Below are 21,155 nucleotides of genomic sequence, written 5' to 3'. Positions count from 1 at the left end.
GCCGACGTCGCCGTGCTGAAGCGTCGCCGGCCAGCCCGCGCTCAGGACGCACCTCCGGCGTCACGGACGTGGTCGACCCCGGCCACCTGCTCGACGGCATGGACGAGGACGTCGGCCAGCACGGCCAGCCCGTCGCGCACACCACCGCGCGAGCCCGGGAGGTTCACGACGACCGTCTGGTCGGCGACCCCGGCCCGGCCGCGCGACAGCATGGCTGTCGGCACCCCGTGGGCGACGCCGTACGCGCGAATCGCCTCGGCCACGCCCGGAAGCTCGCGGTCGAGCACGTTCGCGGTCGCCTCGGGCGTGGCGTCCGTGGGACTGATCCCCGTCCCGCCGGTGGTGACGACGGCCGCGTGACGCAGGTCGACCGCTTCCCGGAGCGCCTCCTCGACAGGTGGTCCGTCGGGCACGACGAGCGGCTCGTCGACGTCGAACCCCCACTCGCGCAGGGCCTGCACGATCATCGGCCCGGTGGTGTCCTCGTAGACTCCGGCCGCGGCGCGGTTGGAGCAGGTGATCACGAGCGCCTTCACGTCGACCAGTCTCCGCTCTTGCCGCCCGACTTGGCGCGGACCCGGATCTCGGCGATCACGGCGTGCTTGTCGACCGCCTTGATCATGTCGACGACGGTGAGGGCCGCGACGCTGACCGAGGTCAACGCCTCCATCTCGACACCCGTCCGTCCCGTCGTCCGCACGGTCGCTGCGATCTCGACACCGTCGTCGACGACGTCCAGGTCGACCTCGACCCCGGTGATGGCGAGCGGGTGGCACAACGGCACGAGGTCGGGCGTGCGCTTGGCCGCCATGATGCCGGCGACCCGCGCGACCCCGAGCGCGTCGCCCTTCGGCACGTCACCGGACCGCAGGAGCGCCACGACCTCGGGGGTCGTCCGGACCATCCCGGTGGCGCGGGCCTCGCGACGGCTCTCGTCCTTGGCGGAAACGTCCACCATCCGTGCGGCACCCTGGTCGTCGACGTGGGTCAGACGCGGCTCGCCCATCAGAAGTCCCTGTCCAGGACGAGGACCTTCGCCGTGTCGCCGACGTGCAGCGCCGTCTCGTCCTCGTCGACGGAGATCAGGCAGTTGGCCCGCGCCAGGCCGGCGATCAGGTGGGATCCGGGGCCGCTCACGGGCGTCACACGGGCGCCGCGGGGTGAGACCTCGAACCAGCCGCGAAGGTACTGGCGGCGACCGGCAGGCGAGCGGATCTCCTCGGTCATGGTCGCCTGGATGAGCGGCCGGCGGTACGGGAGCCTGCCCATCATCCGCCGGAGCATCGGGAGGACGAAGACCTCGAACGACACGTACGACGACACCGGGTTGCCCGGCAGCGTGACGATCGGCGTCCGGTCGTCACCGACGGTCCCGAAGCCCTGTGGCTTGCCGGGCTGCATCGCGACCTCGCAGAACTCGACGGTCCCGAGGTCGGACAACGCGGCCTTCACGACGTCGTACGAACCCTTGCTGATCCCGCCGCTGGTGATGACAAGGTCGGCGCGGACGAGCTGGTCGGAGAGCACGTCGGCGAACTCACGGGGGTCGTCGGAGGTGATGCCGACCCGGTAGGCGATCGCACCGGCCGCCCTCGCGCACGCGGCGAGCATGTAGGAGTTGCCGTCGTAGATGGAGTCGTAGTCCAGGCGGGCACCAGGCTCACGCAGCTCGGTCCCGGTCGACAGGACCACGACGCGCGGGCGCGGACGCGCCTTGAGCCGGGCGAAACCGAGCGAGGCGAGGAGCCCCACCTCGCGCGGGCCGAGCACGGTGCCGGCCTCCGCGACCAGCTCACCCGCGGCCACGTCCTCGCCGGAGGGGCGGACGTTCTCGCCGGCCCGACGGGCCTGGTAGACCTGCACCTCGGCGTCGCCGCCGTCGGTCAGCTCGATCGGCACCACCGTGTCGGCCCCGGACGGCAGCGGTGCACCGGTCATGATCTTGACCGCGGTCTTGGAGGTCAGCGCCATCGGCGTGCTGGAGCCGGCGGCCTGCTCGCCCACGACGGGCAGCCGCACCGGGAACTCCCGGTTGGCACCGTGCACGTCGACCGCACGGACGGCGTAGCCGTCCATCGCGGAGTTCGTGAACCGCGGGAGGTCGATCGGGCTCACGACGTCGTCCACGAGCGGCAGGCCCATGGACTCCAGCAGCGGCTGCTCGTACGGCTGGAGCGGGCCGATCAGGTCGAGCAGCTTCGCGAGGTGCTCGTCGACGGTACGCATGAGCGACAGCCTAAGACCCTTCGAGCACCGTTCCGTCGTCGATCGTCCCCGGTGAGCCCTCGGCGGGCACCGTGACCTCGCCGACGACACGGACACCGGCCCCGAAGGTCCAGTCCCCCTGCACCGTGAACCCCGTGGCGTCGGCCAGCGAGACAGGTCCACGGGGGAACCGCGCGTCGAAGTCGCGGACCAGCTTGTAGTGCTCCTTGTCGAGCCTCACCAGCGGCGCGTCCTCGCGGCGCGCGACGAGGTGGAAGTCCTCGTCGAGGTCGTAGAAGTCCGACCGGACCAGCAACAGGTCGTCGGTCGTCTTGACCGGCAGGAAGCGTTCGCGCTCCACCTCGATGGCGACGGCACCGTCGAAGACCTCGACCGCCGCACCCATCGCGGACTCGACCTGGATCACCTCCGGCGAGGTCGGGTCCGTCGGGTCGACGGTCTTGACGTTCTTGATCAGCGGGAGCCCCAGGACGCCGTCGCGCGCCTCGATGACGGCCGCGAGCGCCTCGAGGTCGAACCAGAGGTTGTTGGTGTGGAACCAGCGGTGGCGGGTGGTGTCGTCGGCGAGCTCCTGGTCCTCCTTCGGCGTCTGTGCCGTCTCGCGCAGCACGAGCCGACCGTCGGACTTGCGACGGACGAGGTAGCCGCCCTTGACGTCGGCCGGAGTGCGGCGGCACACCTCGGCGGCGTACGGCGCGGAGGACTGCGCGAACCACCCGGCCATCCGCGGGCTGGGATAGCTGCCGAGGTTGTCGGAGTTCGAGACGGAGGCGTAGCGGTACCCGGCCTCGATCAGAGCCGCGAGCGTGCCGGACGCGTCGAGCGCGGTGTAGAGGTCTCCGTGGCCGGGCGGAGTCCACTCCAGGGTCGGGTCCTTCGGCCACGACACCGGCGTGAGGTCGTCGGCACGCAGCTTGGGCTCCTTGTTCTGGAGGAAGTCCAACGGAAGGCCCTCGACCGGGACGTCCGGGTGCTGGGTCAGCGCGTCCAGCGTGTCCTCGCGGGTCCGGAAGCTGTCCATCAGGATCAGCGGGAGGTCGGTGTCGTAGACGCTGCGCACGCGCCGTACCTGCTCCACCACGATGTCGAGGAACGTCCGCTCGCCACGGACCGGCAGCAGCGACTTGGCCTTGTCCATGCCCATCGAGGTCCCGAGCCCGCCGTTGAGCTTGATGACGACCGTGCGCGCCAGAGCGTCGCGCATCTGGCTCTCGTCCACCTGGGCGTCGGCCAGCCTCGGCGGCGGGTCGAGCGGGTCGATGTCGGACTCGTGGATCATGCCGGTCGCGCCGGCCTCAAGCTCGGCGTAGTGGTGGGCGAAGACCTCGATCGCCCGAGGAGGGACTCCCGCCGCCACCATCGTCTCCCGAGCCGCGGTCAGTCCCTGTTCACTCATGCCGCTCATCGTAGGCACTACCGTCGTCGTGTGACGGACAAGAGACTGCTGCGCGAGCAGCTGCTCGAGGCCCGCGCCGACCTCGACGAGGCCGCGGTCGCAGCCGCCGGCACGGCCCTGGGCCGTCGCGCCCACGCTCTCGTCCGCGAGCACGCCGGACGTTCGGTGGCGGCGTACCTGTCGGTCGGTCGGGAGCCGCCCACCTGGCCGCTGCTCGACGCGCTGCTCGCCGAGGACGTCGAGGTCGTCGTCCCCCGGGCGCTCCCCCGCAGGCAGCTGAGCTGGGTCCGGTACGCCGGCCGGGACGCGCTGGTCATCGGTCGGTTCGGCATCCCCGAGCCTCGTGGCGAGGCAGTCCCCGACGCCCTGGCGGGCACCGACGTCGCGATCGTGCCCGCGCTCGCGGTCGACGCCGCCGGGTTCCGTCTCGGCCGCGGCGGCGGCTACTACGACGAGGCGCTCGCGTCGTGCGAGCGTCCCCTGCGGGTCGCGCTCGTCTACGACCACGAGCTCGTCGTCGACGTCCACCCGGAGGCTCACGACCAACGCGTCGACGTGGCGCTCAGCCCGGCAAGGACCGTCGAGCTGCCTCCGCGCTGACGAGGTCGCTCAGTGTTCGAGCCGGGGAGTCAGCGTCAGCTCGTCGTCGGCCGCCGCCTTGACCTTCTCAGGCGAGAACGGCCAGGCCAGGGTCTTGCCGTCCGCCCACAACGAGGTCTGGTCGACGTAGTTGCCGTGGAACGCGTGCCCGGAGACGCCCGTCAGGTTGATCCACCGTGAGCGGTCCAGGTCGTCCAGGTCGACGACCATCCGCATCGACGGCACCGCGGTCACCTCGTAACCCTTCGCCGCGTCCCACGCGGTCGCGTCGACGAGACCGGACCCGCCGGCGACAGCGTACGGCCCGCGGTTGAACAGCCGCTCGACGAGCGCGATCCCCGACGTCCCGAGCGTCTGGTTCTCCAGAGTCAGCGTGTGCACCCGTCCCCACGTCCACCGGGTGGGATCCAGCGACTGCAGCCGCGTCATCTCGTCGCGGGCGTCCCGCATCGCCGTCCGAAGGACGTCGTCGCGCGTCTCGCGCTCCCGCTTGGTCGTCCGATCGTCCCACCAGCTGCTGTCGGGTGCGTTGAGGAGCCGGCGGACCACCTCGAACCAGCGCTCGCCACCCGCCGGCCACACGTCCTGGGGCAGGTCGTCGTGGAACGTGCGGGCCAGCAGGTTGCGCCACACCGAGGCGAAGTAGGCAGCGGCTCCGGAGTCGCGGTCCTGCTTCATGTCCCAGTCCCGAAGGAGGTCCTGCCCGTCGGCGTAGTAGCCCGAGCCGAGGTCGACCTCGAGGAGGTACGGCATCAGGGTGTTGGCCTGGCTGTTGTAGGTGTCGTTCTGGATCCGGGACATGTCGTCGACGTCCAGCTTGGACGTCGACGACAGGAGGTCGATGATCCGCTGGCTGCGGTAGCCGGCCGCCTGCCCGGTCCCGATCAGGTACGGGTACTGCCGGCCGATCACCTGCTGGTTGGCCGAGACCACGTAGCCCTCGGCAGGGTTGAGGACCGACGGCAGCTCGGCGTACGGGATGAAGCCCTTCCAGCGGTACGTCCGGTCCCAGCCCGGGACCGGCCACCGACCGTCGCCGCGCGCCCGGATCGGGATCGAGCCCGGCGCCTGGTAGCCGATGTTGCCCGAGCGGTCGGCGTAGACGAGGTTCTGCGACGGCACGGCGAAGTGGCGAGCGGCCTTGCGGAAGCCTGCCCAGTCGCTGGCCTTGCCGATGCCGAAGACGGCGTCCATGGTGCGTCCCGGTGTGAGGGCGGTCCACTGCAGCGAGACGCCGAACTCCGTCCCGCCTCCCTCCCGCTCGGCGACGTCCTCGAGCGTCTCGTCGACGTCGGAGAGGACAGGGCCGTGCCGGGTCTCGCGGACGGTGATCGTCTCCGGCTCGTCCTGGCCCGCGACCTCGAACGTCTCCGTCCGGCGGATCAGCGGACGCCACGTGCCGTCGTACAGATAGCGGTCACCCTCGATCCGCTCGACGTAGAGGTCGGTGACGTCGGCGTACATCGTGGTGAACCCCCAGGCGATGTCGGCGTTGTGGCCGATCACCACCCCTGGCATGCCGGAGAACGTGAATCCGGCGACGTCGAACGGGCAGTCGTCGTCGACCACGCGGCAGTGCAGGCCCATCTGGTGCCAGATGCCGGGCATGCTCGGCGCCAGGTGGGGGTCGTTGGCCAGGATCGGCTGGCCCGTCGCGCTGCGCTCGCCGGAGACCGCCCACGCGTTGGAGCCGGTCCCCTCCCCGAAGCCGAGCAACGTCGGAAGGCCCGCGGCGACCTGGGAGACACCCCGCATCGACCCGACGAGGTCCTTCAGGCCGTCGGCGTCGAGTGCGGGGGAGACCGACGACGACTCGTCGACGGCCGCCACCGCGTCCGCGCTGTCCGGAGCCGCCTCCGCGCGGTCGGTGTCGGCGTTGCGTCGGCGACCAGCCGACTGGTCGAACGCGTCACCGTCCACCGTCCCCCGGGTCACGATCGGGTCGTGCCGGCGGAACGGGAAGCCCGGATAGAGGGTGTCGACCTGGGAACGGGTCAGCTTCTCGGTCGAGAGCACCCGGTCGATCTCGTCGCCCATGTTGCTGCGCAGGTCCCACGCCATCGCCTTGAGCCAGGCCAGCGAGTCGACCGGTGTCCACGGCTCCGGCTCGTAGTCGGGACCGGTGAGCGCGAGGACGGAGTACTCGAGGCCCAGCGCGGCGGGCTCGCGATCGCCGACGTAGGCGTTGACACCACGGGCGTACGCCTCGAGGTAGCGACGCGTCGACGGCGACACCTTGGCGAGCTCCTGCTCGGCGACCCGCCGCCAGCCCATCGTCCGTACGACCTTGTCGGTCTCGAGAGCCGACTCGCCGAAGAGCTCGGCAAGCCGGCCGGCCGTGACGTGGCGACGGAAGTCCATCTCGAAGAAGCGGTCCTGCGCGTGGACGTAGCCCTGCGCCAGGAACAGGTCCTCGGCGGTGTCGGCATAGACCTGCGGGATGCCGCGGTCGTCACGCAGGACCTCCACCTCGGCACTCAGCCCGGGGATCTGGACGGAACCGGTGCGGTCGGGGAACGGCCGACGCACGGTCACCACGGCGACCGCCGCCATCGCGACGAGAGCGACCGCGAGGACGATCGCGACGACCACGACGAGGCGCCGGGTCAGGACAGGACGGAGTCGCAGGGCCAGGGCACGCACCTGTGCATTGTGCCGCTCACGTCCCTCCGCCGGCACGGCGGGACGGGTCACGGACCTCGGCGCGGACTTCTCCGACCAGCTCCTCGAGGACGTCCTCGAGCATCACGACCCCCAGCTCGGCGCCGTCGTCGCCCACCACACGGGCCATGTGGGCGCCTCTCTGCTGCATCAGGCGGAGAGCGTCGTAGAGCCGCGACCCTCGGCGTACGGAGCCGAGCGGGCGGATCCACTTCGCCGGGATCGGGCGTGTCGCCTCCGAGACCTCGAGCGCGTCCTTGATGTGCAGGTAGCCGACGAGCGCGTCGTGGGAGTCGGTCACCGGGAAGCGCGAGTAGCCCGTCCGGGCGCAGGCCTCCTCGACGTCGGCGCGGGTCGCCCCGACCGGGACCGCGACGAGCTCGCCGCGTGGCAGCAGGACCCGCTCCACCGTGCCCGCCTCGAAGCCGAGCGCTCCGGACACCAGCTCGTACTCCTCGGAGTCGAGCAGACCCTCGCGGTGCGACTCGTCGATCAGACCGGCGACCTCGTCGGAGGTGAAGGTGCTGCCGACCTCGTCCTTCGGCTCGAGACGGGCCAGGCGGACGGCACCGTTGGCGATCGCGTTCAGCGCGACGACGAACGGCTTCAGCAACCAGATCATCCCGAGCATGAACGGTCCGAGCCACAGCACGGCCCGGTCGGGACCGGCCAGTGCGATGTTCTTCGGGACCATCTCGCCCAGCACGACGTGCAGGTAGGTGACGATCGCCATCGCGATCACGAAAGAGATCGGGTGGACGAGCGCGTGGGGTACGGCGAGCGCCTCGAAGACCGGCTCGAACAGGTGCGCGATGGCGGGCTCGCCGACGGCACCGAGCCCGAGGGAGCAGAGCGTGATGCCGAGCTGCGCGGCGGCCATCGCGAGGCTGACCCGCTGCATCGCGCGGATCGCCAGCCTGGCGGGTCTCGAGCCCGCGCGCGCCTTCGGCTCCAGCTGGGTGCGGCGCGCGGAGATCAACGCGAACTCGGCCGCGACGAAGAGCGCGTTGAGGGCGAGCAGCACGATGACGAGGAGGATCGCGAGCAGGGGGTTCATCGGCCGTCCTCCTCGTCGTCGTCGACCGGGTCCGCGTCGACGACGAGGATGACGCGGTCGATCCGACGACCGTCCATCCGGTCGACCCGCAGCCGGACCGCGACGGTGGTCACCTGCTCGCCCGCGACCACGGGCACCACGAGCGAGACCACGTCACCGACCGTCGCCAGTCGGCCGAGGTGCTGCACGATCAGGCCGGCGACCGTCTCGTAGTCGTCGCCCTCCGGCAACGGCACGCCGGTCTGCGCACGCACCTCGTCGGGACGCAGCATCCCCGACAGCACCCAGGTGCCGTCGGGCCGTGACCGCAGCTGCGCCGACGCGCGGTCGTGCTCGTCGGAGATGTCGCCGACGAGCTCCTCGACGAGGTCCTCCAGCGTCACGACGCCGTCGGTCCCGCCGTACTCGTCGAGCACGACCGCGATCTGGAGCCGCTGCTCGCGCAGCAGGACCAGCAGCGGATCCAGCTCGATCGAGTCCGGGACCGTCAGTGCGGGCGACGCGAGCTCCGCGAGGCGGACCGTGCGCCGTCGGTCGGGGGGTACGGAGACCGCGTCCTTGACGTGGACGACGCCGACGAGGTCGTCGAGGTTCTCGCCGATCACCGGGAAGCGCGAGTGCCCTGAGGACCGCACGGCGTCGACGAGGTCCTGCGCGGTGTCGCGGCGGTCGAGGAACTTCACCCGGACCCGTGGCGTCCGGACGTCGGCGGCCGTGCGGTCACCGAACTCGATCGACCGGGCGACCAGGTCGGCCGTCGGACGGTCCAGCGCGCCCTCGTCGGCCGACCGCCGCACCAGCGAGCTGAGCTCGTACGGCGAGCGCGCCGACCGCAACTCCTCCTGCGGCTCGATGCCGATGCTGCGGAGCAGCGCGTTGGCGGACCCGTTCAGAGCGCGGATGGGCAGGGCCATCGCGGTCGTGAACCCGCGCTGAAGGCCTTGCACGGCACGAGCGGTGGCCATCGGCGCGGTGAGCGCGAGGTTCTTGGGGATCAGCTCGCCCACGAGCATCGTGACGAAGGTGCTGAGCAGGAGCGCCACCAGGTAGGACGTCGCCGACAGCGAACCGCCGGTGATCCCCGCTCCCTCGAGCGGCCCGCGCAGGAGCTGGCCGATCGCCGGCTCGGCGAGGAAGCCGATCACCAGGTTGGTGATCGTGATGCCCAGCTGGGCGCTGCTCAGCTGGGTCGACAGCGTCCGAAGCCCGCCGAGCAGACCCACGGCCCGCTTGTCGCCGGCGGCGGCGGCGCGCTCGACCGAGGGCCGGTCGACGGTGACGAAGGAGAATTCGGCGGCGACGAAGACGCCGCAGGCGAGCATGAGGAGGAAGGAGGTGAGAAGGAGTAACCACTCGGTCATCAGAGAACCAGCGTAGCGGGGCGCCAGGGAATCTCAGGTGGGGCCGACGTTGTTCTCCCAGGTGGCGCCCCGCACAATGGGCGCTGGAATCGGTACGGCTGCCCGCCCGGGGCGGCCGTACGCGCGAGCGCCAGAAGGAACGACCGTGCCGACTTACCAGTACCAGTGCACCGACTGCGGCGAACCGCTGGAGGTGCAGCAGAGCTTCACCGACGACGCCCTGACGGTGTGCCCGTCCTGCGAGGGACGCCTGCGCAAGGTGTTCAACGCGGTGGGTGTCGTCTTCAAGGGCAGCGGGTTCTACCGCAACGACAGCCGCTCGACCTCCTCGAGCGCCTCACCGGCGACACCGTCGTCCTCGTCGAGCGACGGGGGAAGCGGCTCGTCAGGCACCACGACCGACACCGCGTCCTCGTCGAGCACCTCCTCGTCGAGCACCTCGTCGTCGACCACCAACCCCGCCAAGACGACCGCCTGACCCGACCGCCTCGTCCGCACCCCGTCTCCCTGTGGAGACGGGGTGCGCGACTGTCGGCGGCTGTGGACGGTGGTGACGGGCGGCACCGTCGTCGCGCCAGAGTGCGGTCATGCCCGCCTCGCGCCTTCTCGACGTCCTGGGACCGTGGCGCCGTCGCATCCGGACTCACCGCCGCCCTCTCGCGGCTGCCTGCGCGGCGGCGTCGGTCCTCGTGGCCATCCACGCGGCGCGCCCTGATCCCGGTCCGACCGCGACGGTCCTGGTTGCGACAGAGACTTTGAGGTCCGGGAGCCGGCTGGGCCCTGGCGAGGTCGAGCAGGTCGCGGTGCCCACCGACCTCGCGCCTGCCGAGGCGCTCTCGTCGCTCGAGGAGGCCCACGGACGTGTGGTCGCGGCTCCGGTCCCGGACGGAGCGGTCCTCACCCGGTTCTCCGTCGTCGGGCCTGGTCTCCTCGAGGGTTACCGTCGTGGCACCGCCCTGGTCAGCGTTCGGCTTGCTGACCCGGCGACGGTGACGCCGGTGCGCGTGGGCGACAGCGTGGACGTGGTGGGCACCGACCCCCGCGGCAGCGCGCCGCCACGAGTGCTCGCCCGGAGAGCGCAGGTCGCAGCGCTCCCCGCGGCCGAGGGCGACGACCGCGCCGTGCTGGTCCTCGCCGTGGATGCGACGACCGCGCGGACGCTCTCCGGTGCCGGCGTCTCCTGGCACCTGTCGGTGACCGTGGTCGTCTGAGGGGCGCGACGGGTCGCCCCAGGGGGGCCGATTGTGGTGAGGTTGGTGCGTCACACCACCGCATTCACGGGAGGCTCCGCATGGCCGGGATGGTCGCAGGGTTCAAAGAGTTCATCATGCGCGGCAACGTCGTGGACCTCGCGGTCGCGGTCGTCATGGGCACAGCCGTCACCCAGCTGGTGACCGCCTTCACCGCGTCCTTCATCGATCCCCTCCTGGCAGCGATCGGGGGGACGGACGCCAACGGGCTGGGCTTCCAGCTCACCGGCTCCGGAAAGGACACGTTCGTCGACGTCGGCGCGTTCATCACCGCGGTGATCAACTTCCTGATCATCGCCGCGGTGCTGTATTTCCTCATCGTGCTGCCGATGAACAGGTTCCGAGAGCGGTTCGCCAAGCCGAGCGACGACGCGCCCCCGCCCGAGGACGTGGCGCTGCTGCGCGACATCCGGGACGAGCTGCGCCTGAGCCGCGAAGGCCGCAACCGCCCGAGTGACGGACCGAGCAACCGCCCGAGCGGCACGCCCGACGCCTGACCGACGAAGGTCGTCAGTCAGCCGCCGTGGTGCGGCGGGACGTCTCGGCGCATCTCCTCGTCACGGCCGCCCTCGCGCTCGCTCCATCCCTCGGCGGTCTCGTCGCGGGTCGTCGCCGGGACGATGTCTCCGAGCAGGCGGGCTGCTCGGAGACGTCGCTGGCGCGCCTGCTCGGCCGTGCGGACATCGGACGTCTGCGGAGACGTCCGGTCAGGACCAGGGGCGTCCTCAGGCACTCGCGGCCTCCATCACCATCGGTGCGAGCCACCCGGCGTCGAACCGCGGGTGGGCGGGTGTCCATCCGGTCGCGCGATGGAACCGCTCGGAGCTGACCCGCTGCGACCGCGTCAGCCACTCGAGGCGGTCCCCGCCGAGACGGAGCACGAGGCGTCGGTAGAACCCCGCCTGCTCCTGCCCCACCGCCTCGGCGAACGCAGCGACCAGCTCGCTGCGACGGACTGGCTCCGCCCCGACGTTGTAGGTGCCCGACGGCGCGTCGAGGGCGGCGAGCACCGCGCCCCCGATGTCGTCAGGGTGGACGACGTGGGTCCATGACTGCGGTCTGCCCATGCCGACCGCCTGGCCGGCGCGCGCGCGGGCCAGACGCCACCGGGTGACCGCGTCGTCGCCGACGATCGTCCCGAACCGGAGGACCACGGCCGCCCGGTGCGCTGACGCGAACTGGTCGGCGTGGGTCTCGGCAAGGACGACGGGCTCCGCGGCGCACGACACGGCGATGGGGCTGTCCTCGTCGATCAACCGGTTGCCGTGGTCGGCGTACACGAACGAGACGCTCTCCTGGACCAGTCTCGTGACACCGGCCTCCGCTGCGGCCTCGGCGACGTTGCGAGAGCCCTCGACGTGGATGCGGTCGTTCGACTTCCACGCACCGGGCCTGATGCCGGTGGTGCCGACGGGCATGTGCGTGGCGAGGTTGGCGACGGCCTGGCAGCCTCGCATGGCGTCGACGAGACCAGCGCGGTCGAACAGGCTCGCCCGGACGGAGGCGATGCCACGCGCCCGGTGGGTCGCGGCATTGTCATCGCTGCGGGCGAGGGCGACGACCTCGTGACCGGCGCCCTGGAGGGCTGCGGTCACGGAGCGACCCATCACTCCGGTGCCGCCTGTGACGAAGACTCTCACCGTGGTGCTGCTCCAGGTGCTGTCCGGGGCAGATCGGGCCACGAACGGGGGGGTTCCATCACAAAAGGATAACGGACGGGTCGAAGATCGTCACCGCAGGAGGCTCAGGCGTCGCTCGAGCCCGCCCAGATGTTGAGATTCCCGTTCACCGCGTGCTCGTCGATCCGTCGGATCTCGTCGTCGTCGAAGTCGAGCGTCTTGAGCGCGCCGAGACTGTCCTCGAGCTGCGTCACGCTGGACGCGCCGACGAGCGCGGAGGTCACCCGCGAGTCCCGGAGCACCCACGCGATCGCCATCTGCGCCAGGGTCTGGCCCCGCTCCCGGGCGATGCCGTCGAGGGCTCGGACGTGGGCGAGGTTCTCCTCGATCATCTGCGGGTCGAGCGACTTGTCCTCCGCGGCCCTCGACCCGGCCGGGACGCCGTCGAGGTAGCGGTTGGTCAGGACCCCCTGCGCGAGGGGCGAGAAGGCGATGCACCCGACGCCGGCGTCCTCCAGCTCGTCGAGGAGCCCGTCCTCGACCCAGCGGTTGAGCATCGAGTACGACGGCTGGTGGATGAGCAGCGGGGTCCCGAGACCGCGAAGGATCTCGACCGCCTCGCGGGTGCGCTCCGGGCCGTACGAGCTGATCCCGACGTAGCGCGCCTTGCCAGCACGGACCGCGGCGTCGAGCGCCCCCATGGTCTCCTCCAGCGGGGTGTGCGGGTCGAAGCGGTGGCTGTAGAAGATGTCGACGTGGTCGAGACCCATCCGCTGCAGGGAGTCGTCGAGGCTGGAGAGGAGGTACTTCCTGGAGCCGAGGAACCCGTACGGTCCGGGCCACATGTCCCAGCCTGCCTTGGTCGAGATCACGAGCTCGTTGCGGTACGGCGCGAAGTCCTCGGCGAGGATCCGCCCGAAGTTCTTCTCCGCCGCGCCGTACGGGGGTCCGTAGTTGTTGGCGAGGTCGAAGTGCGTCACGCCGAGGTCGAAGGCACGGCGAAGGATCGCCCGTTGGGTGGCCAGCGGCTTGTCGTCACCGAAGTTGTGCCACAGGCCCAGCGAGACCGCCGGCAGCTGGAGGCCCGAGCGTCCGCAGCGGCGGAACGACGCGAGCCCGCCGTCGTCGGGGCCGGCGTAGCGGTCGTCCGACGCGCGGTAGAGGTCGTGCGGGTCCAGGATCGTGCGTCGCTCACTCATGGTCACTCCGGTCGTTGGGGGGCGGGACGACGTCGTCGACGAGGTCGGCGATCGACTCGACGACGCGTGTCGGACGGTACGGGAAACGCTCGATGTGCTCCTGACGGGTCGAGCCGGTGAGGACGAGGACGGTTCGCAGGCCTGCCTCGATCCCCGACACCACATCGGTATCCATCCTGTCGCCGACCATGACCGTGGTCTCGGAGTGAGCCTCGATGCGGTTGAGGGCGTTGCGCATCATCAGCGGGTTCGGCTTGCCGACGAAGTACGGAGCCACACCGGTCGCGCGGGTGATCAGGGCTGCGACGGACCCGGTCGCCGGGAGCGGGCCGGCCGGCGACGGGCCGGTGGAGTCGGGGTTCGTGGCGATGAAGCGAGCGCCCTTGAGGATCAGCTGGATGGCGGCGGTGATGGCCTCGAAGGAGTACGTGCGCGTCTCGCCGAGGACCACGTAGTCGGGGCGCGACCGGGTCAGCACGTAGCCGACCTCGTGCAGCGCCGTGGTCATGCCCGCCTCGCCGACGACGTACGCGCTGCCGCCCGGGCGCTGGTCGGAGAGGAACTTGGCGGTCGCGAGCGCAGAGGTCCAGATGTTCTTCTCCGGGACGTCGAGTCCCGACTCGGCCAGCCGCGCCCTCAGGTCGCGCGGCGTGTAGATCGAGTTGTTGGTCAGCACGAGGAACTTGCAGCCCGACTCGGTGAGCCGGCGGAGGAACTCCGCAGCGCCTGGGATCGCGTCCTCCTCGCGGACGAGGACGCCGTCCATGTCGGTGAGCCACGTCGTGACGGGCCGGTTCTCGGTCATGGCCGAAGTATCGCCGTCCGGACCAGGGCGAGCGACCCAGACGTGGCTCCCCGCGACGAGGAGGAGCTCACGGTGTCGCAGCGGGGGGTGTGGCGAGATCGGCGAGGTGCGCGCGTACGACCGCCCGCGACATCCGTCCTGCGTCGTCGGTCGTCGCGAGGAGCCCGTGCACGATCAGCCCGTCGACGAGCGCGGAGAGCCGCTCGGCCTCCAGGGCAGGGTCGCGCCCCGCGCCGAGCAGGCCGGCACCGGCCAGGTGGTCGACCATCGATCCGAATGCCTGCTCCAGCCGGCGGTTGGTCAGGGCCCGCTGCTCCGCGAGGTGCTGGTCGGTCAGCGACCGGACGGCGAAGGCGATCCAGACCGTGCACTCGGCCCGGCGCTCGTCGTCGAGCGGCAGCATCTCCTCGATCATCGCCGGAACGAAGACCTGCGGGCCCACACTCCTGTCGACGCCGACGATGCGTCGCTCGATGCGGTCACCCACCAGCTCGAGCGCGAACCCGAGCAGCTCGGAGTGAGATCCGAACGAGTGCCGGAGCGACCCTGTCGACAGGCCTGCCTCGGCGGCGACGTTGCGCACCGACGCGTGGTCGAGGCCGTCGCGCACGATCACCCGCCACACCGCTCGCCCCAGCGCGTGGTGACGCTCCCGCCTGTCGATGGTCCTCGGCATTGACATTTTCTAGCACACCTGTGATGGTCAGGATCTAGCACGGTCGTACTACTACGTTGCCGGGGAGACTCCGATGAGCCAGGAAACCTCAGCCCCACCGGCTCCTGGGGTGTTCACCCACCCCCGACGGTGGATCGCTGCTGCCGCGGCCGCCTGGATCGCCTCGGCGGTGGTCCTGGTGCTGCTCGGAGGGGACCCTCTCCCTCTGGGGGACGGGCACCACGCGCCGTGGAGCACCGCCGAAAGACTGACCGCGACGACGGTGGTGGCGGTCGACCTCGCCCTTCTCTCCGTCGTCGTCGTCCTTCTCACGCGGCGCCACCCCGGCCGGCTGATGGCCGGTCGCGGCGACATGGCCGGTCGAGCGCGGGCACGTGGCGATCTTCTGCTCCTCGCCGGGTACGCCGTCGTCGCTCAGATCGTCGGCGCCGTGCTCGGCGAGCAGATCGGAGGCACGGCGATCAGCTCCCACCTGGCGGGATCGATCCACAGCAGCGACGCCACACCCACGGTGGGGTCGGTGCTGGCGTGGGTGACGTTCAACGTGACTGCGTACGTCGTCGTCCCGCTCTGGTGGTTCGCCCGGCGCGGATCGCTCGATCGTCGGTGGTTCCACTCCCACGACCGCCGGACGGACGTCCGGGTGGTGCTGATCGTCCTCGTCTGGGAGTCGGCGTTCCAGATGCTCGTGTTCGGGGCCGCGTTCTTCGCGCTCACCGGCCGGCAGATGGCGGTCGGATCCGTGATCGCCCTGATCGTCTCGTTCCTGGGGACGGTGCTCCCGACCTTGGTGATGGTCACCGCGCTGGTGGTGCCCCTCGTCCTGAGGGCGAGCGGCTCAGCCGCCACCGCCGTCGTCTGCGGAGGTCTGGCGTACGCCGCGCTCCACGCCTTCGACGGCTGGACCGACTACCGGTCGGTCACGGCGGCGGTCCTGTCCGTGGCTCTCCTGGTCCTCCAGTACCTGCTGCCCGGCATGTTCAAGGCGTTGCTCACCGTACGGACGGGCAACGTCTGGGTGCATGCGTGGGCGTACCACGCGGTCGCCCCGCACGTCTGGGCGGACACCCCGCTGATGGTCCGCGTCTTCGGCGTCCGGTGACGGTGACGCTCACGCCACCGCGGTCCCTGGGAACAGCATCCGGAGGACGTCGGCGAGGGTGATGACACCGACGGCGCTCTCGTCCGGCCCCGTCACGACCACCAGGTGGTTGCGCCCCTCGCGCATCTGCGCCAGCGCTCGAGACAGCGGCGTCGTCGCCGCCAGCGCGAGGACCGGCCGAGCGACCGGAGCGGCCGGCGCGTCCGCCGGCAGGTCCAACGTGTCGCGGACGTGCACGACCTCACGCAGGTCTGCGCCGTCACCGAGGAGCAGGCGCAGGTGCCCCGACCGCCGGGTGGCGTCCTGCACGTCGGCGACGGTCGCTCCCCGCGGCACGGAGGTGGGTGTCGAGCCGGCGTCGCGCACCAGGTCTCCGAGGGTCGTCGAGTCGAGGTCCAGGGCGCCCGACAGCTGGGCCGAGTACGACGCGTCGAGCGCACCGACGTTCGCCGAGTGCTCGAGCAGCTGGCGCAGTGCGCGCGGGTCCTGACCGGAGGCCGCCTCGTCGACCGGCTCGACGCCCACGGCTCGCACGCACCGGTTGGCCAGTGCGTTGAGCCCGATCAGCACGGGTCGGAAGACGGTCATGAACGCACGCATGGGGATCGCCAGCGCGATCGCCGAGCGTTCCGGGTGCGCGATCGCCCACGACTTGGGGGCCATCTCGCCGACGACGAGGTGGAGGAACGTCACGACCACCAGCGCCAGCACGAAGGAGGCGACGTCGGCGGTCCACAAGGGCATGCCCCACGCCTCGAGCACCGGGGTGATCGCGTGGTGGACGGCCGGCTTGGTGACGGCGCCGAGCGCCAACGTGCACGCGGTGATCCCGAGCTGCGAGCCCGCCAGGACGATCGTGAGCTCGGCGGAGCTGCGCAGGGCGGCGCGCGCCGACCTGCTGGATGCCGCCGCATCCTCGAGTCGGTGCCGCTTGGCCGCCAGCAGAGCGAACTCGACCGCCACGAAGAACGCACTGAGGGCGATGATGACGACGGTCGCCGCCACGACGACCCAGGGTTGGCTGCTCATCGGTCGACCTCCGGCGTACGAGGCGCGAGCACCTGCACGCGCAGTCGGGACGGGACGTGGCGCCCGACGTCGAGCACCACCAGGCGCAGGACAGCACGCGGCGGGTCGTCGTCGAGAGCGAGCTCGGCGGGGTCTGGCGGCAGGACCACGTCGACCGAGTCTCCAACCTCGGGGAACGCGCCTCGGTAGGCGATCGCGAGGCCGGCGACGGTCTCGAAGTCGCCATCGGGGACGACGTGGTCGACGAGACGTGCCAGCTCGTCCAGCGGCAGGTCCCCGGCCGTGACCCAGATGCCGTCACCGACGGACTCGACGAAGACGTCCACGGGGTCGTGCTCGTCGGCGATCTCTCCGACCAGCTCCTCGGCGAGGTCCTCGGAGGTGAGGACGCCGACGAAGCCGCCGTACTCGTCGAGCACGCACACCAGCTGCTCGCTCCCCTCGACCATGGTGTCGAGCACGTTGGGCAGCGTCATGGAGGTCGGCACGAACAGTGGCCGGCGCATCAGGTCTGCGGCGCTCGCCCGGGCGTCCTCCCGGTCGCGCACGAGCAGGTCCTCGAGGTGGACGACACCCAAGACGTCCTGGTCCGCGCCGAGAACGGGGTAGCGGGAGTGTCCGTGGCTCATCCTCGCGCGCACCTCCGCCAGGGAGGCGGACGGGCCCAAGGTGTCGACACGCGAGCGCGGGATCATCGCGTGCTCGGCATCGCGGTGAGGGAAGTCGAGGATGCGGTCGAGCAGGACCGACAGGTGGGGCGAGAGGTCACCGGACTCGCGGGAGTCGGCCACGATGTGCGCGAGGTCTCGTACGGTCGCCGCGTGCTCGACGTCGTGCACCGGCTCGATGCGCAGGGCCCGCAGCAGCAGGTTGGACGCGCGGTCGAAGACGGCGATGAGCCAGCCGAAGAGCTTCAGGTAGAGCGCCGTCGAGCGCGCCAGCGCGAGCGCGAGCGGCTGGGGCCTGGCGATCGCGAGGTTCTTCGGGAAGAGCTCACCGAACAGCATCTGCACGAACGTCGAGAACACCAGGGCCAGCACCGTGCCGACGGCGATGCCGACACCGCGCGGGACGTCGGCTCCACCGAGAAGGTCGCCGATCGCCTGGCCGATCAAGGGCTCGGCGACGTACCCGACGAGGAGACCGGTCACCGTGATGCCCAGCTGGGCTCCCGAGAGCATGAACGACGTCCGTCGCGTCACGGAGAGCGCACGCTCAGCTGCGGTCGAGCCGTCCGCCGCCCCGGCCCGCAGGGCCGAGCGGTCGACGGACATGTAGGCGAACTCCTGGGCCACGAAGTACGCCGTGACCGCCGTGATCGCGAGGACGACGACGACGCCCGCCAGCAGCGACAAGAGTGTCACCACCGCCGTTCACCCCCTCCCAGAACCCGTTCCGGAAGGGGGTCGATACTGCCTGAGCTCATCTCACACTCTCGGTCTGGGGATCGGGCTCATCAGGACGAACGCGCCCCGCGTGACGTTCGTTCCCCGCGCTAGTGTCGGGTTCGTGAGCGACCTCGAGCTGGGCCTCGACACGTTCGGCGACATCTCGGCCGACTCTAGCGGTGAGCCGCTGCCCGCCCCGGTGGTGCTTCGCCAGGTGGTGGAGCAGGCCGTGCGCGCCGACGAGGTCGGGCTCGCGTTCATCGGCCTCGGTGAGCATCATCGCGCCGACTTCGCCATCACCGCGCCGGACATCGTGCTGGCGACCGTCGCCGGTCGCACCGAGCGCATCCGCCTCGGCTCCGCGGTCACGGTCCTCAGCTCGGACGACCCGATCCGGGTGTACGAGCGCTTCTCGACGCTCGACGCCCTCTCGAACGGGCGCGCCGAGGTGATCCTCGGCCGTGGCTCGTTCATCGAGTCGTTCGGGCTGTTCGGGCTGGACCTCGACGACTACGAGGTGCTGTTCGACGAGAAGCTGGACCTGTTCGCACGTCTGCTCGAGGAGAAGCCGGTCACGTGGTCCGGCACGATCCGTCCCCCGTTGACCGACCAGCGCGTCTATCCGCCGATCGAGTCGGGTCGGCTGCGCACGTGGATCGGTGTCGGTGGCACACCGGCCTCGGTCGAGCGCGCGGTGCGCTACCGGATCCCGATGATGCTCGCCATCATCGGTGGTCCACCGCTGCAGTACGTCCCGTACGCCGACCACTACCGCCGCCGCCTCGCGGAGGAGGGTGTCGGCCCTCTCCCGGTCGGGATGCACTCCCCGGGTTACGTGGCCGAGAGCGACGAGCAGGCACGCGAGGAGCTTCACGACCACTGGATGGCACAGCGCGCGCAGATCGGGCGAGAGCGAGGATGGCCGCCGCCGAGCCGCAACGAGTTCGCCCAGGCAGCGGGCCCCGACGGCGCCCTGTACGTCGGATCGCCGGAGACGGTCGCCCGCAAGATCGCTCGCAATGCCGCCGCGCTCGGCGTGAGCCGCTTCGACCTCAAGTACGCCAACGGCGCGATGCGGCACGACCAGCTCCTGCGGTGCATCGAGCTGTACGGCACGCAGGTCGCACCGCTCGTGTACGACATGCTGGCCTGATGCAGATCCGTCCGGCGCTCGAGGCCGACTGGCCGTCCATCTGGCCGTTCTTCACGACCATCGTCGACTCCGGCGACTCCTACGCCTATCCCCTGGACCTCGACCTCGCGTCGGCACGGGAGCTGTGGATGGAGCGGCCCCAGGGTCGTACGACCGTGGCCGTCGACGACGAGGGCGTGGTGATCGGCTCGGCCACGATGGGACCGAACCGGCCCGGCCGCGGCGCGCACGTCGCGACGGCCAGCTTCATGGTGGATCCGGCCGTTCGCCGGGCAGGCGTGGGGCGAGCGCTCGGCGTCGAGATGATCTCCTGGGCACGCGAGGCCGGCTACCGCGCGATCCAGTTCAACGCGGTGGTGGAGACCAACACGGCCGCCGTCGCGCTGTGGCGCGACCTCGGCTTCGAGATCGTCGGGACCGTCCCCGAGGCGTTCGACCACGCGACGCGAGGCCTCGTGGGTCTGCACGTGATGCACAAGCGGCTGGTCTAGCCTGCGTCACCGCGTGACCAACCCCCCGATCCACCGCCGTTGCCGACGGGTCTCCACCGCACGCGGGTGGTAGTGCCGGCGTACCCACGTCACGGCCTCGTCGACGTCCAGTCCGCCCATGACGGCAAGGGCGGCCAGCGCCGTCCCGGTCCGCCCGACGCCGCCTCCGCACGCGATCTCCACACGCTCGACGGCTGCTCGCTCGTGAGCCGATCGCAGCGCCGTCATGGCGTCGACGGTCGAGGCCGGCAGACCGAAGTCGCGCCAACGGACCCAGCGATAGGGCCAGTCGCTGACCCGCGGGTCACGACCGAGCAGGTAGACAGCGAAGTCGGGCGGGGCGACCCCGCGCCGAGGGCGGCGCAGGCCTGTCCCCCGCACACGTCGGCCGTCGGGCAGCTCCACCACCCCGACGACGGCGCCCCAGGAGTCCACGACCCCACGCTAGTCGTGCCCCCGGCTGGATTCGAACCAGCGACACCCGCTTTAGGAGAGCGGTGCTCTATCCCCTGAGCTACGGGGGCGCACCGCCCAAGACTAGCGGGGAGCCTCACCAGTCGAGCAGCGGCACGAAGCGGTACGACCCGTGCTCGCTGACGGCGACCTCCTCGCCCGCCTGACGGACGACACGAGTCATCCGCCCGCGAACCGGGACGACCATGGCACCCTGCTCTGCCAGCTGCTCGACGAGAGGCGTGGGGAGCGATCGCGCCTGCGCCGACACCAGCACCCGGTCGTACGGCGCGTCGACCGGCCAGCCCAGGACGCCCCGCTCCGCCAGCTCGACCCGAGCCTGGTCGAGATGCAGCCTCCCGAGTGCCGCAGTCGCGCGGACGCGAAGCTGGGGGACGAGCTCCACCCCCACGACCTGACCCTCTGCCCCGACCAGGGTCGCGAGAAGTGCCGTCGTCCATCCAGAACCGGCTCCGACGTCGAGGACCCGCATGCCGGGCAACACGTCGAGCAGCCGCAGCATCGCCGCGACGGTCCTCGGCTGCGAGCTGGTCTGCCCCCACCCGATCGGCAGCGGCTCGTCCAGGTCTGCGAAGCGCTTCTGGTCGTCCGGGAGGAAGTCCTCGCGTCGCAGGCGCCCCATCACCTCACTGATCTGATCCCCCATGGCCTCAAGTATGGTTCGGCCC

The 21,155-nt window shown here is 71.0% G+C and carries 23 protein-coding genes and 1 tRNA gene; 7 read left to right on the top strand and 17 right to left on the bottom strand.

Annotated features, from left to right (window positions below; genetic code table 11):
* Nucleotides 1-41 precede the first annotated feature (41 nt).
* The 4 genes from KV102_RS10805 to KV102_RS10790 are packed head-to-tail and all read right to left on the bottom strand — an operon-like array spanning nt 42 to nt 3,622.
* Nucleotides 42-536 carry a molybdenum cofactor biosynthesis protein B gene (locus KV102_RS10805; RefSeq protein ID WP_220343584.1) on the bottom strand — a complete coding sequence of 165 codons (495 nt, stop codon included), beginning with the start codon at nt 534-536 and terminating at the stop codon, nt 42-44.
* The gene (gene moaC / locus KV102_RS10800; RefSeq protein ID WP_220346176.1) at nt 533-1,006 is read right to left on the bottom strand and encodes a cyclic pyranopterin monophosphate synthase MoaC; all 474 of its coding nucleotides are present in this window, start codon (nt 1,004-1,006) and stop codon (nt 533-535) included. The genes KV102_RS10805 and moaC overlap by 4 nt, the downstream gene beginning before the upstream one ends.
* Nucleotides 1,006-2,226 (bottom strand): gephyrin-like molybdotransferase Glp, encoded by a 1,221-nt coding sequence (gene glp / locus KV102_RS10795; protein ID WP_220343582.1) that lies wholly within the window; start codon nt 2,224-2,226, stop codon nt 1,006-1,008. The genes moaC and glp overlap by 1 nt, the downstream gene beginning before the upstream one ends.
* 10 nt (nt 2,227-2,236) lie before the next feature.
* Complete coding sequence (locus KV102_RS10790; RefSeq protein WP_220346175.1) at nt 2,237-3,622, bottom strand: UTP--glucose-1-phosphate uridylyltransferase; 1,386 nt, start codon at nt 3,620-3,622, stop codon at nt 2,237-2,239.
* 30 nt (nt 3,623-3,652) lie between these two features.
* Here KV102_RS10790 and KV102_RS10785 point away from each other — a divergent pair, with 30 nt between their 5' ends.
* Nucleotides 3,653-4,222: a 5-formyltetrahydrofolate cyclo-ligase gene (locus KV102_RS10785; protein WP_220346174.1), complete on the top strand. Its 570-nt coding sequence runs from the start codon at nt 3,653-3,655 to the stop codon at nt 4,220-4,222.
* Nucleotides 4,223-4,231: 9 nt separating this feature from the next.
* On the opposite strand, the gene KV102_RS10780 is transcribed toward KV102_RS10785, so the two are convergent.
* From KV102_RS10780 to KV102_RS10770, 3 genes are read right to left on the bottom strand one after another with little or no spacing between them, the layout of a single operon-like run.
* Nucleotides 4,232-6,865, bottom strand: coding sequence for a penicillin acylase family protein (locus KV102_RS10780; RefSeq protein WP_308289426.1), 2,634 nt, complete (start codon nt 6,863-6,865; stop codon nt 4,232-4,234).
* 16 nt (nt 6,866-6,881) lie between these two features.
* On the bottom strand, nt 6,882-7,940 hold the full coding sequence (locus KV102_RS10775; protein ID WP_220346173.1) for a hemolysin family protein: 1,059 nt from the start codon (nt 7,938-7,940) through the stop codon (nt 6,882-6,884).
* Complete coding sequence (locus tag KV102_RS10770) at nt 7,937-9,301, bottom strand: hemolysin family protein (RefSeq protein WP_220343578.1); 1,365 nt, start codon at nt 9,299-9,301, stop codon at nt 7,937-7,939. Before KV102_RS10770 ends, KV102_RS10775 begins: the two co-directional genes overlap by 4 nt.
* 145 nt (nt 9,302-9,446) lie before the next feature.
* Between KV102_RS10770 and KV102_RS10765 the strand changes: the two genes are divergently transcribed.
* The 3 genes from KV102_RS10765 (at nt 9,447) to mscL (ending at nt 11,048) form a co-directional block, all read left to right on the top strand.
* Nucleotides 9,447-9,779, top strand: a complete 333-nt coding sequence (locus tag KV102_RS10765) for an FmdB family zinc ribbon protein (protein ID WP_220346172.1) — start codon at nt 9,447-9,449, stop codon at nt 9,777-9,779.
* Between the two features lie 109 nt (nt 9,780-9,888).
* Nucleotides 9,889-10,512: an SAF domain-containing protein gene (locus tag KV102_RS10760; protein ID WP_220343576.1), complete on the top strand. Its 624-nt coding sequence runs from the start codon at nt 9,889-9,891 to the stop codon at nt 10,510-10,512.
* Between the two features lie 80 nt (nt 10,513-10,592).
* Nucleotides 10,593-11,048 (top strand): large conductance mechanosensitive channel protein MscL, encoded by a 456-nt coding sequence (gene mscL / locus KV102_RS10755; protein WP_255560606.1) that lies wholly within the window; start codon nt 10,593-10,595, stop codon nt 11,046-11,048.
* A gap of 17 nt (nt 11,049-11,065) precedes the next feature.
* Here mscL and KV102_RS10750 read toward each other — a convergent pair whose 3' ends face one another.
* The 5 genes from KV102_RS10750 to KV102_RS10730 form a co-directional block, all read right to left on the bottom strand.
* Nucleotides 11,066-11,284, bottom strand: a complete 219-nt coding sequence (locus tag KV102_RS10750) for a hypothetical protein (protein WP_220346171.1) — start codon at nt 11,282-11,284, stop codon at nt 11,066-11,068.
* Complete coding sequence (locus tag KV102_RS10745) at nt 11,277-12,191, bottom strand: NAD(P)-dependent oxidoreductase (RefSeq protein ID WP_301022296.1); 915 nt, start codon at nt 12,189-12,191, stop codon at nt 11,277-11,279. The genes KV102_RS10750 and KV102_RS10745 overlap by 8 nt, the downstream gene beginning before the upstream one ends.
* A 104-nt stretch (nt 12,192-12,295) precedes the next feature.
* Complete coding sequence (gene mgrA, locus KV102_RS10740) at nt 12,296-13,369, bottom strand: L-glyceraldehyde 3-phosphate reductase (protein WP_220343573.1); 1,074 nt, start codon at nt 13,367-13,369, stop codon at nt 12,296-12,298.
* The gene (locus tag KV102_RS10735; RefSeq protein ID WP_220346170.1) at nt 13,362-14,174 is read right to left on the bottom strand and encodes an HAD-IIA family hydrolase; all 813 of its coding nucleotides are present in this window, start codon (nt 14,172-14,174) and stop codon (nt 13,362-13,364) included. Before KV102_RS10735 ends, mgrA begins: the two co-directional genes overlap by 8 nt.
* Before the next feature lie 67 nt (nt 14,175-14,241).
* Nucleotides 14,242-14,850 carry a TetR/AcrR family transcriptional regulator gene (locus tag KV102_RS10730; protein ID WP_220346169.1) on the bottom strand — a complete coding sequence of 203 codons (609 nt, stop codon included), beginning with the start codon at nt 14,848-14,850 and terminating at the stop codon, nt 14,242-14,244.
* A 73-nt stretch (nt 14,851-14,923) separates the two neighbouring features.
* Between KV102_RS10730 and KV102_RS10725 the strand changes: the two genes are divergently transcribed.
* The gene (locus KV102_RS10725) at nt 14,924-15,952 is read left to right on the top strand and encodes a hypothetical protein (protein WP_220346168.1); all 1,029 of its coding nucleotides are present in this window, start codon (nt 14,924-14,926) and stop codon (nt 15,950-15,952) included.
* Nucleotides 15,953-15,961: 9 nt separating this feature from the next.
* On the opposite strand, the gene KV102_RS10720 is transcribed toward KV102_RS10725, so the two are convergent.
* Nucleotides 15,962-16,981, bottom strand: a complete 1,020-nt coding sequence (locus tag KV102_RS10720) for a CNNM domain-containing protein (RefSeq protein WP_220346167.1) — start codon at nt 16,979-16,981, stop codon at nt 15,962-15,964.
* On the bottom strand, nt 16,978-18,348 hold the full coding sequence (locus KV102_RS10715) for a hemolysin family protein (RefSeq protein WP_220346166.1): 1,371 nt from the start codon (nt 18,346-18,348) through the stop codon (nt 16,978-16,980). Before KV102_RS10715 ends, KV102_RS10720 begins: the two co-directional genes overlap by 4 nt.
* Nucleotides 18,349-18,490: 142 nt before the next feature.
* On the opposite strand from KV102_RS10715, the gene KV102_RS10710 reads away from it, so the two are divergent.
* Nucleotides 18,491-19,522 carry an LLM class flavin-dependent oxidoreductase gene (locus tag KV102_RS10710; RefSeq protein WP_220346165.1) on the top strand — a complete coding sequence of 344 codons (1,032 nt, stop codon included), beginning with the start codon at nt 18,491-18,493 and terminating at the stop codon, nt 19,520-19,522.
* A complete protein-coding gene (locus KV102_RS10705) occupies nt 19,522-20,013 on the top strand; it encodes a GNAT family N-acetyltransferase (RefSeq protein ID WP_220346164.1) in 492 nt (163 codons plus the stop codon). The genes KV102_RS10710 and KV102_RS10705 overlap by 1 nt, the downstream gene beginning before the upstream one ends.
* Nucleotides 20,014-20,019: 6 nt before the next feature.
* Here the strand turns inward: KV102_RS10705 and KV102_RS10700 are convergent, their stop codons facing one another.
* The 3 genes from KV102_RS10700 to KV102_RS10690 all read right to left on the bottom strand — a co-directional run bounded on the left by KV102_RS10700 (nt 20,020) and on the right by KV102_RS10690 (nt 21,133).
* Nucleotides 20,020-20,448, bottom strand: a complete 429-nt coding sequence (locus KV102_RS10700) for a protein-tyrosine phosphatase family protein (protein WP_220346163.1) — start codon at nt 20,446-20,448, stop codon at nt 20,020-20,022.
* Nucleotides 20,449-20,464: 16 nt separating this feature from the next.
* A tRNA-Arg gene (locus KV102_RS10695) sits at nt 20,465-20,537 on the bottom strand.
* A gap of 26 nt (nt 20,538-20,563) precedes the next feature.
* Nucleotides 20,564-21,133, bottom strand: coding sequence for a protein-L-isoaspartate O-methyltransferase (locus tag KV102_RS10690; RefSeq protein ID WP_220346162.1), 570 nt, complete (start codon nt 21,131-21,133; stop codon nt 20,564-20,566).
* Nucleotides 21,134-21,155 lie beyond the last annotated feature (22 nt).

This window comes from Mumia sp. zg.B53 (assembly GCF_019550935.1).
Taxonomy (GTDB): domain Bacteria; phylum Actinomycetota; class Actinomycetes; order Propionibacteriales; family Nocardioidaceae; genus Mumia.
The sequence above is the reverse complement of the archived record's forward strand: the minus strand, read 5'-3'. Positions and strand labels throughout refer to the sequence as shown.

What these genes read in the sequence shown, in the direction of transcription:
- moaC (WP_220346176.1), bottom strand. Translation starts at nt 1,006, where the DNA reads ATGGGCGAGCCGCGTCTGACCCACGTCGACGACCAGGGTGCCGCACGG.
- glp (WP_220343582.1), bottom strand. Translation starts at nt 2,226, where the DNA reads ATGCGTACCGTCGACGAGCACCTCGCGAAGCTGCTCGACCTGATCGGC.
- KV102_RS10790 (WP_220346175.1), bottom strand. Translation starts at nt 3,622, where the DNA reads ATGAGTGAACAGGGACTGACCGCGGCTCGGGAGACGATGGTGGCGGCG.
- KV102_RS10775 (WP_220346173.1), bottom strand. Translation starts at nt 7,940, where the DNA reads ATGAACCCCCTGCTCGCGATCCTCCTCGTCATCGTGCTGCTCGCCCTC.
- KV102_RS10770 (WP_220343578.1), bottom strand. Translation starts at nt 9,301, where the DNA reads ATGACCGAGTGGTTACTCCTTCTCACCTCCTTCCTCCTCATGCTCGCC.
- KV102_RS10760 (WP_220343576.1), top strand. Translation starts at nt 9,889, where the DNA reads ATGCCCGCCTCGCGCCTTCTCGACGTCCTGGGACCGTGGCGCCGTCGC.
- mscL (WP_255560606.1), top strand. Translation starts at nt 10,593, where the DNA reads ATGGCCGGGATGGTCGCAGGGTTCAAAGAGTTCATCATGCGCGGCAAC.
- mgrA (WP_220343573.1), bottom strand. Translation starts at nt 13,369, where the DNA reads ATGAGTGAGCGACGCACGATCCTGGACCCGCACGACCTCTACCGCGCG.
- KV102_RS10735 (WP_220346170.1), bottom strand. Translation starts at nt 14,174, where the DNA reads ATGACCGAGAACCGGCCCGTCACGACGTGGCTCACCGACATGGACGGC.
- KV102_RS10730 (WP_220346169.1), bottom strand. Translation starts at nt 14,850, where the DNA reads ATGCCGAGGACCATCGACAGGCGGGAGCGTCACCACGCGCTGGGGCGA.
- KV102_RS10725 (WP_220346168.1), top strand. Translation starts at nt 14,924, where the DNA reads ATGAGCCAGGAAACCTCAGCCCCACCGGCTCCTGGGGTGTTCACCCAC.
- KV102_RS10720 (WP_220346167.1), bottom strand. Translation starts at nt 16,981, where the DNA reads ATGAGCAGCCAACCCTGGGTCGTCGTGGCGGCGACCGTCGTCATCATC.
- KV102_RS10705 (WP_220346164.1), top strand. Translation starts at nt 19,522, where the DNA reads ATGCAGATCCGTCCGGCGCTCGAGGCCGACTGGCCGTCCATCTGGCCG.
- KV102_RS10690 (WP_220346162.1), bottom strand. Translation starts at nt 21,133, where the DNA reads ATGGGGGATCAGATCAGTGAGGTGATGGGGCGCCTGCGACGCGAGGAC.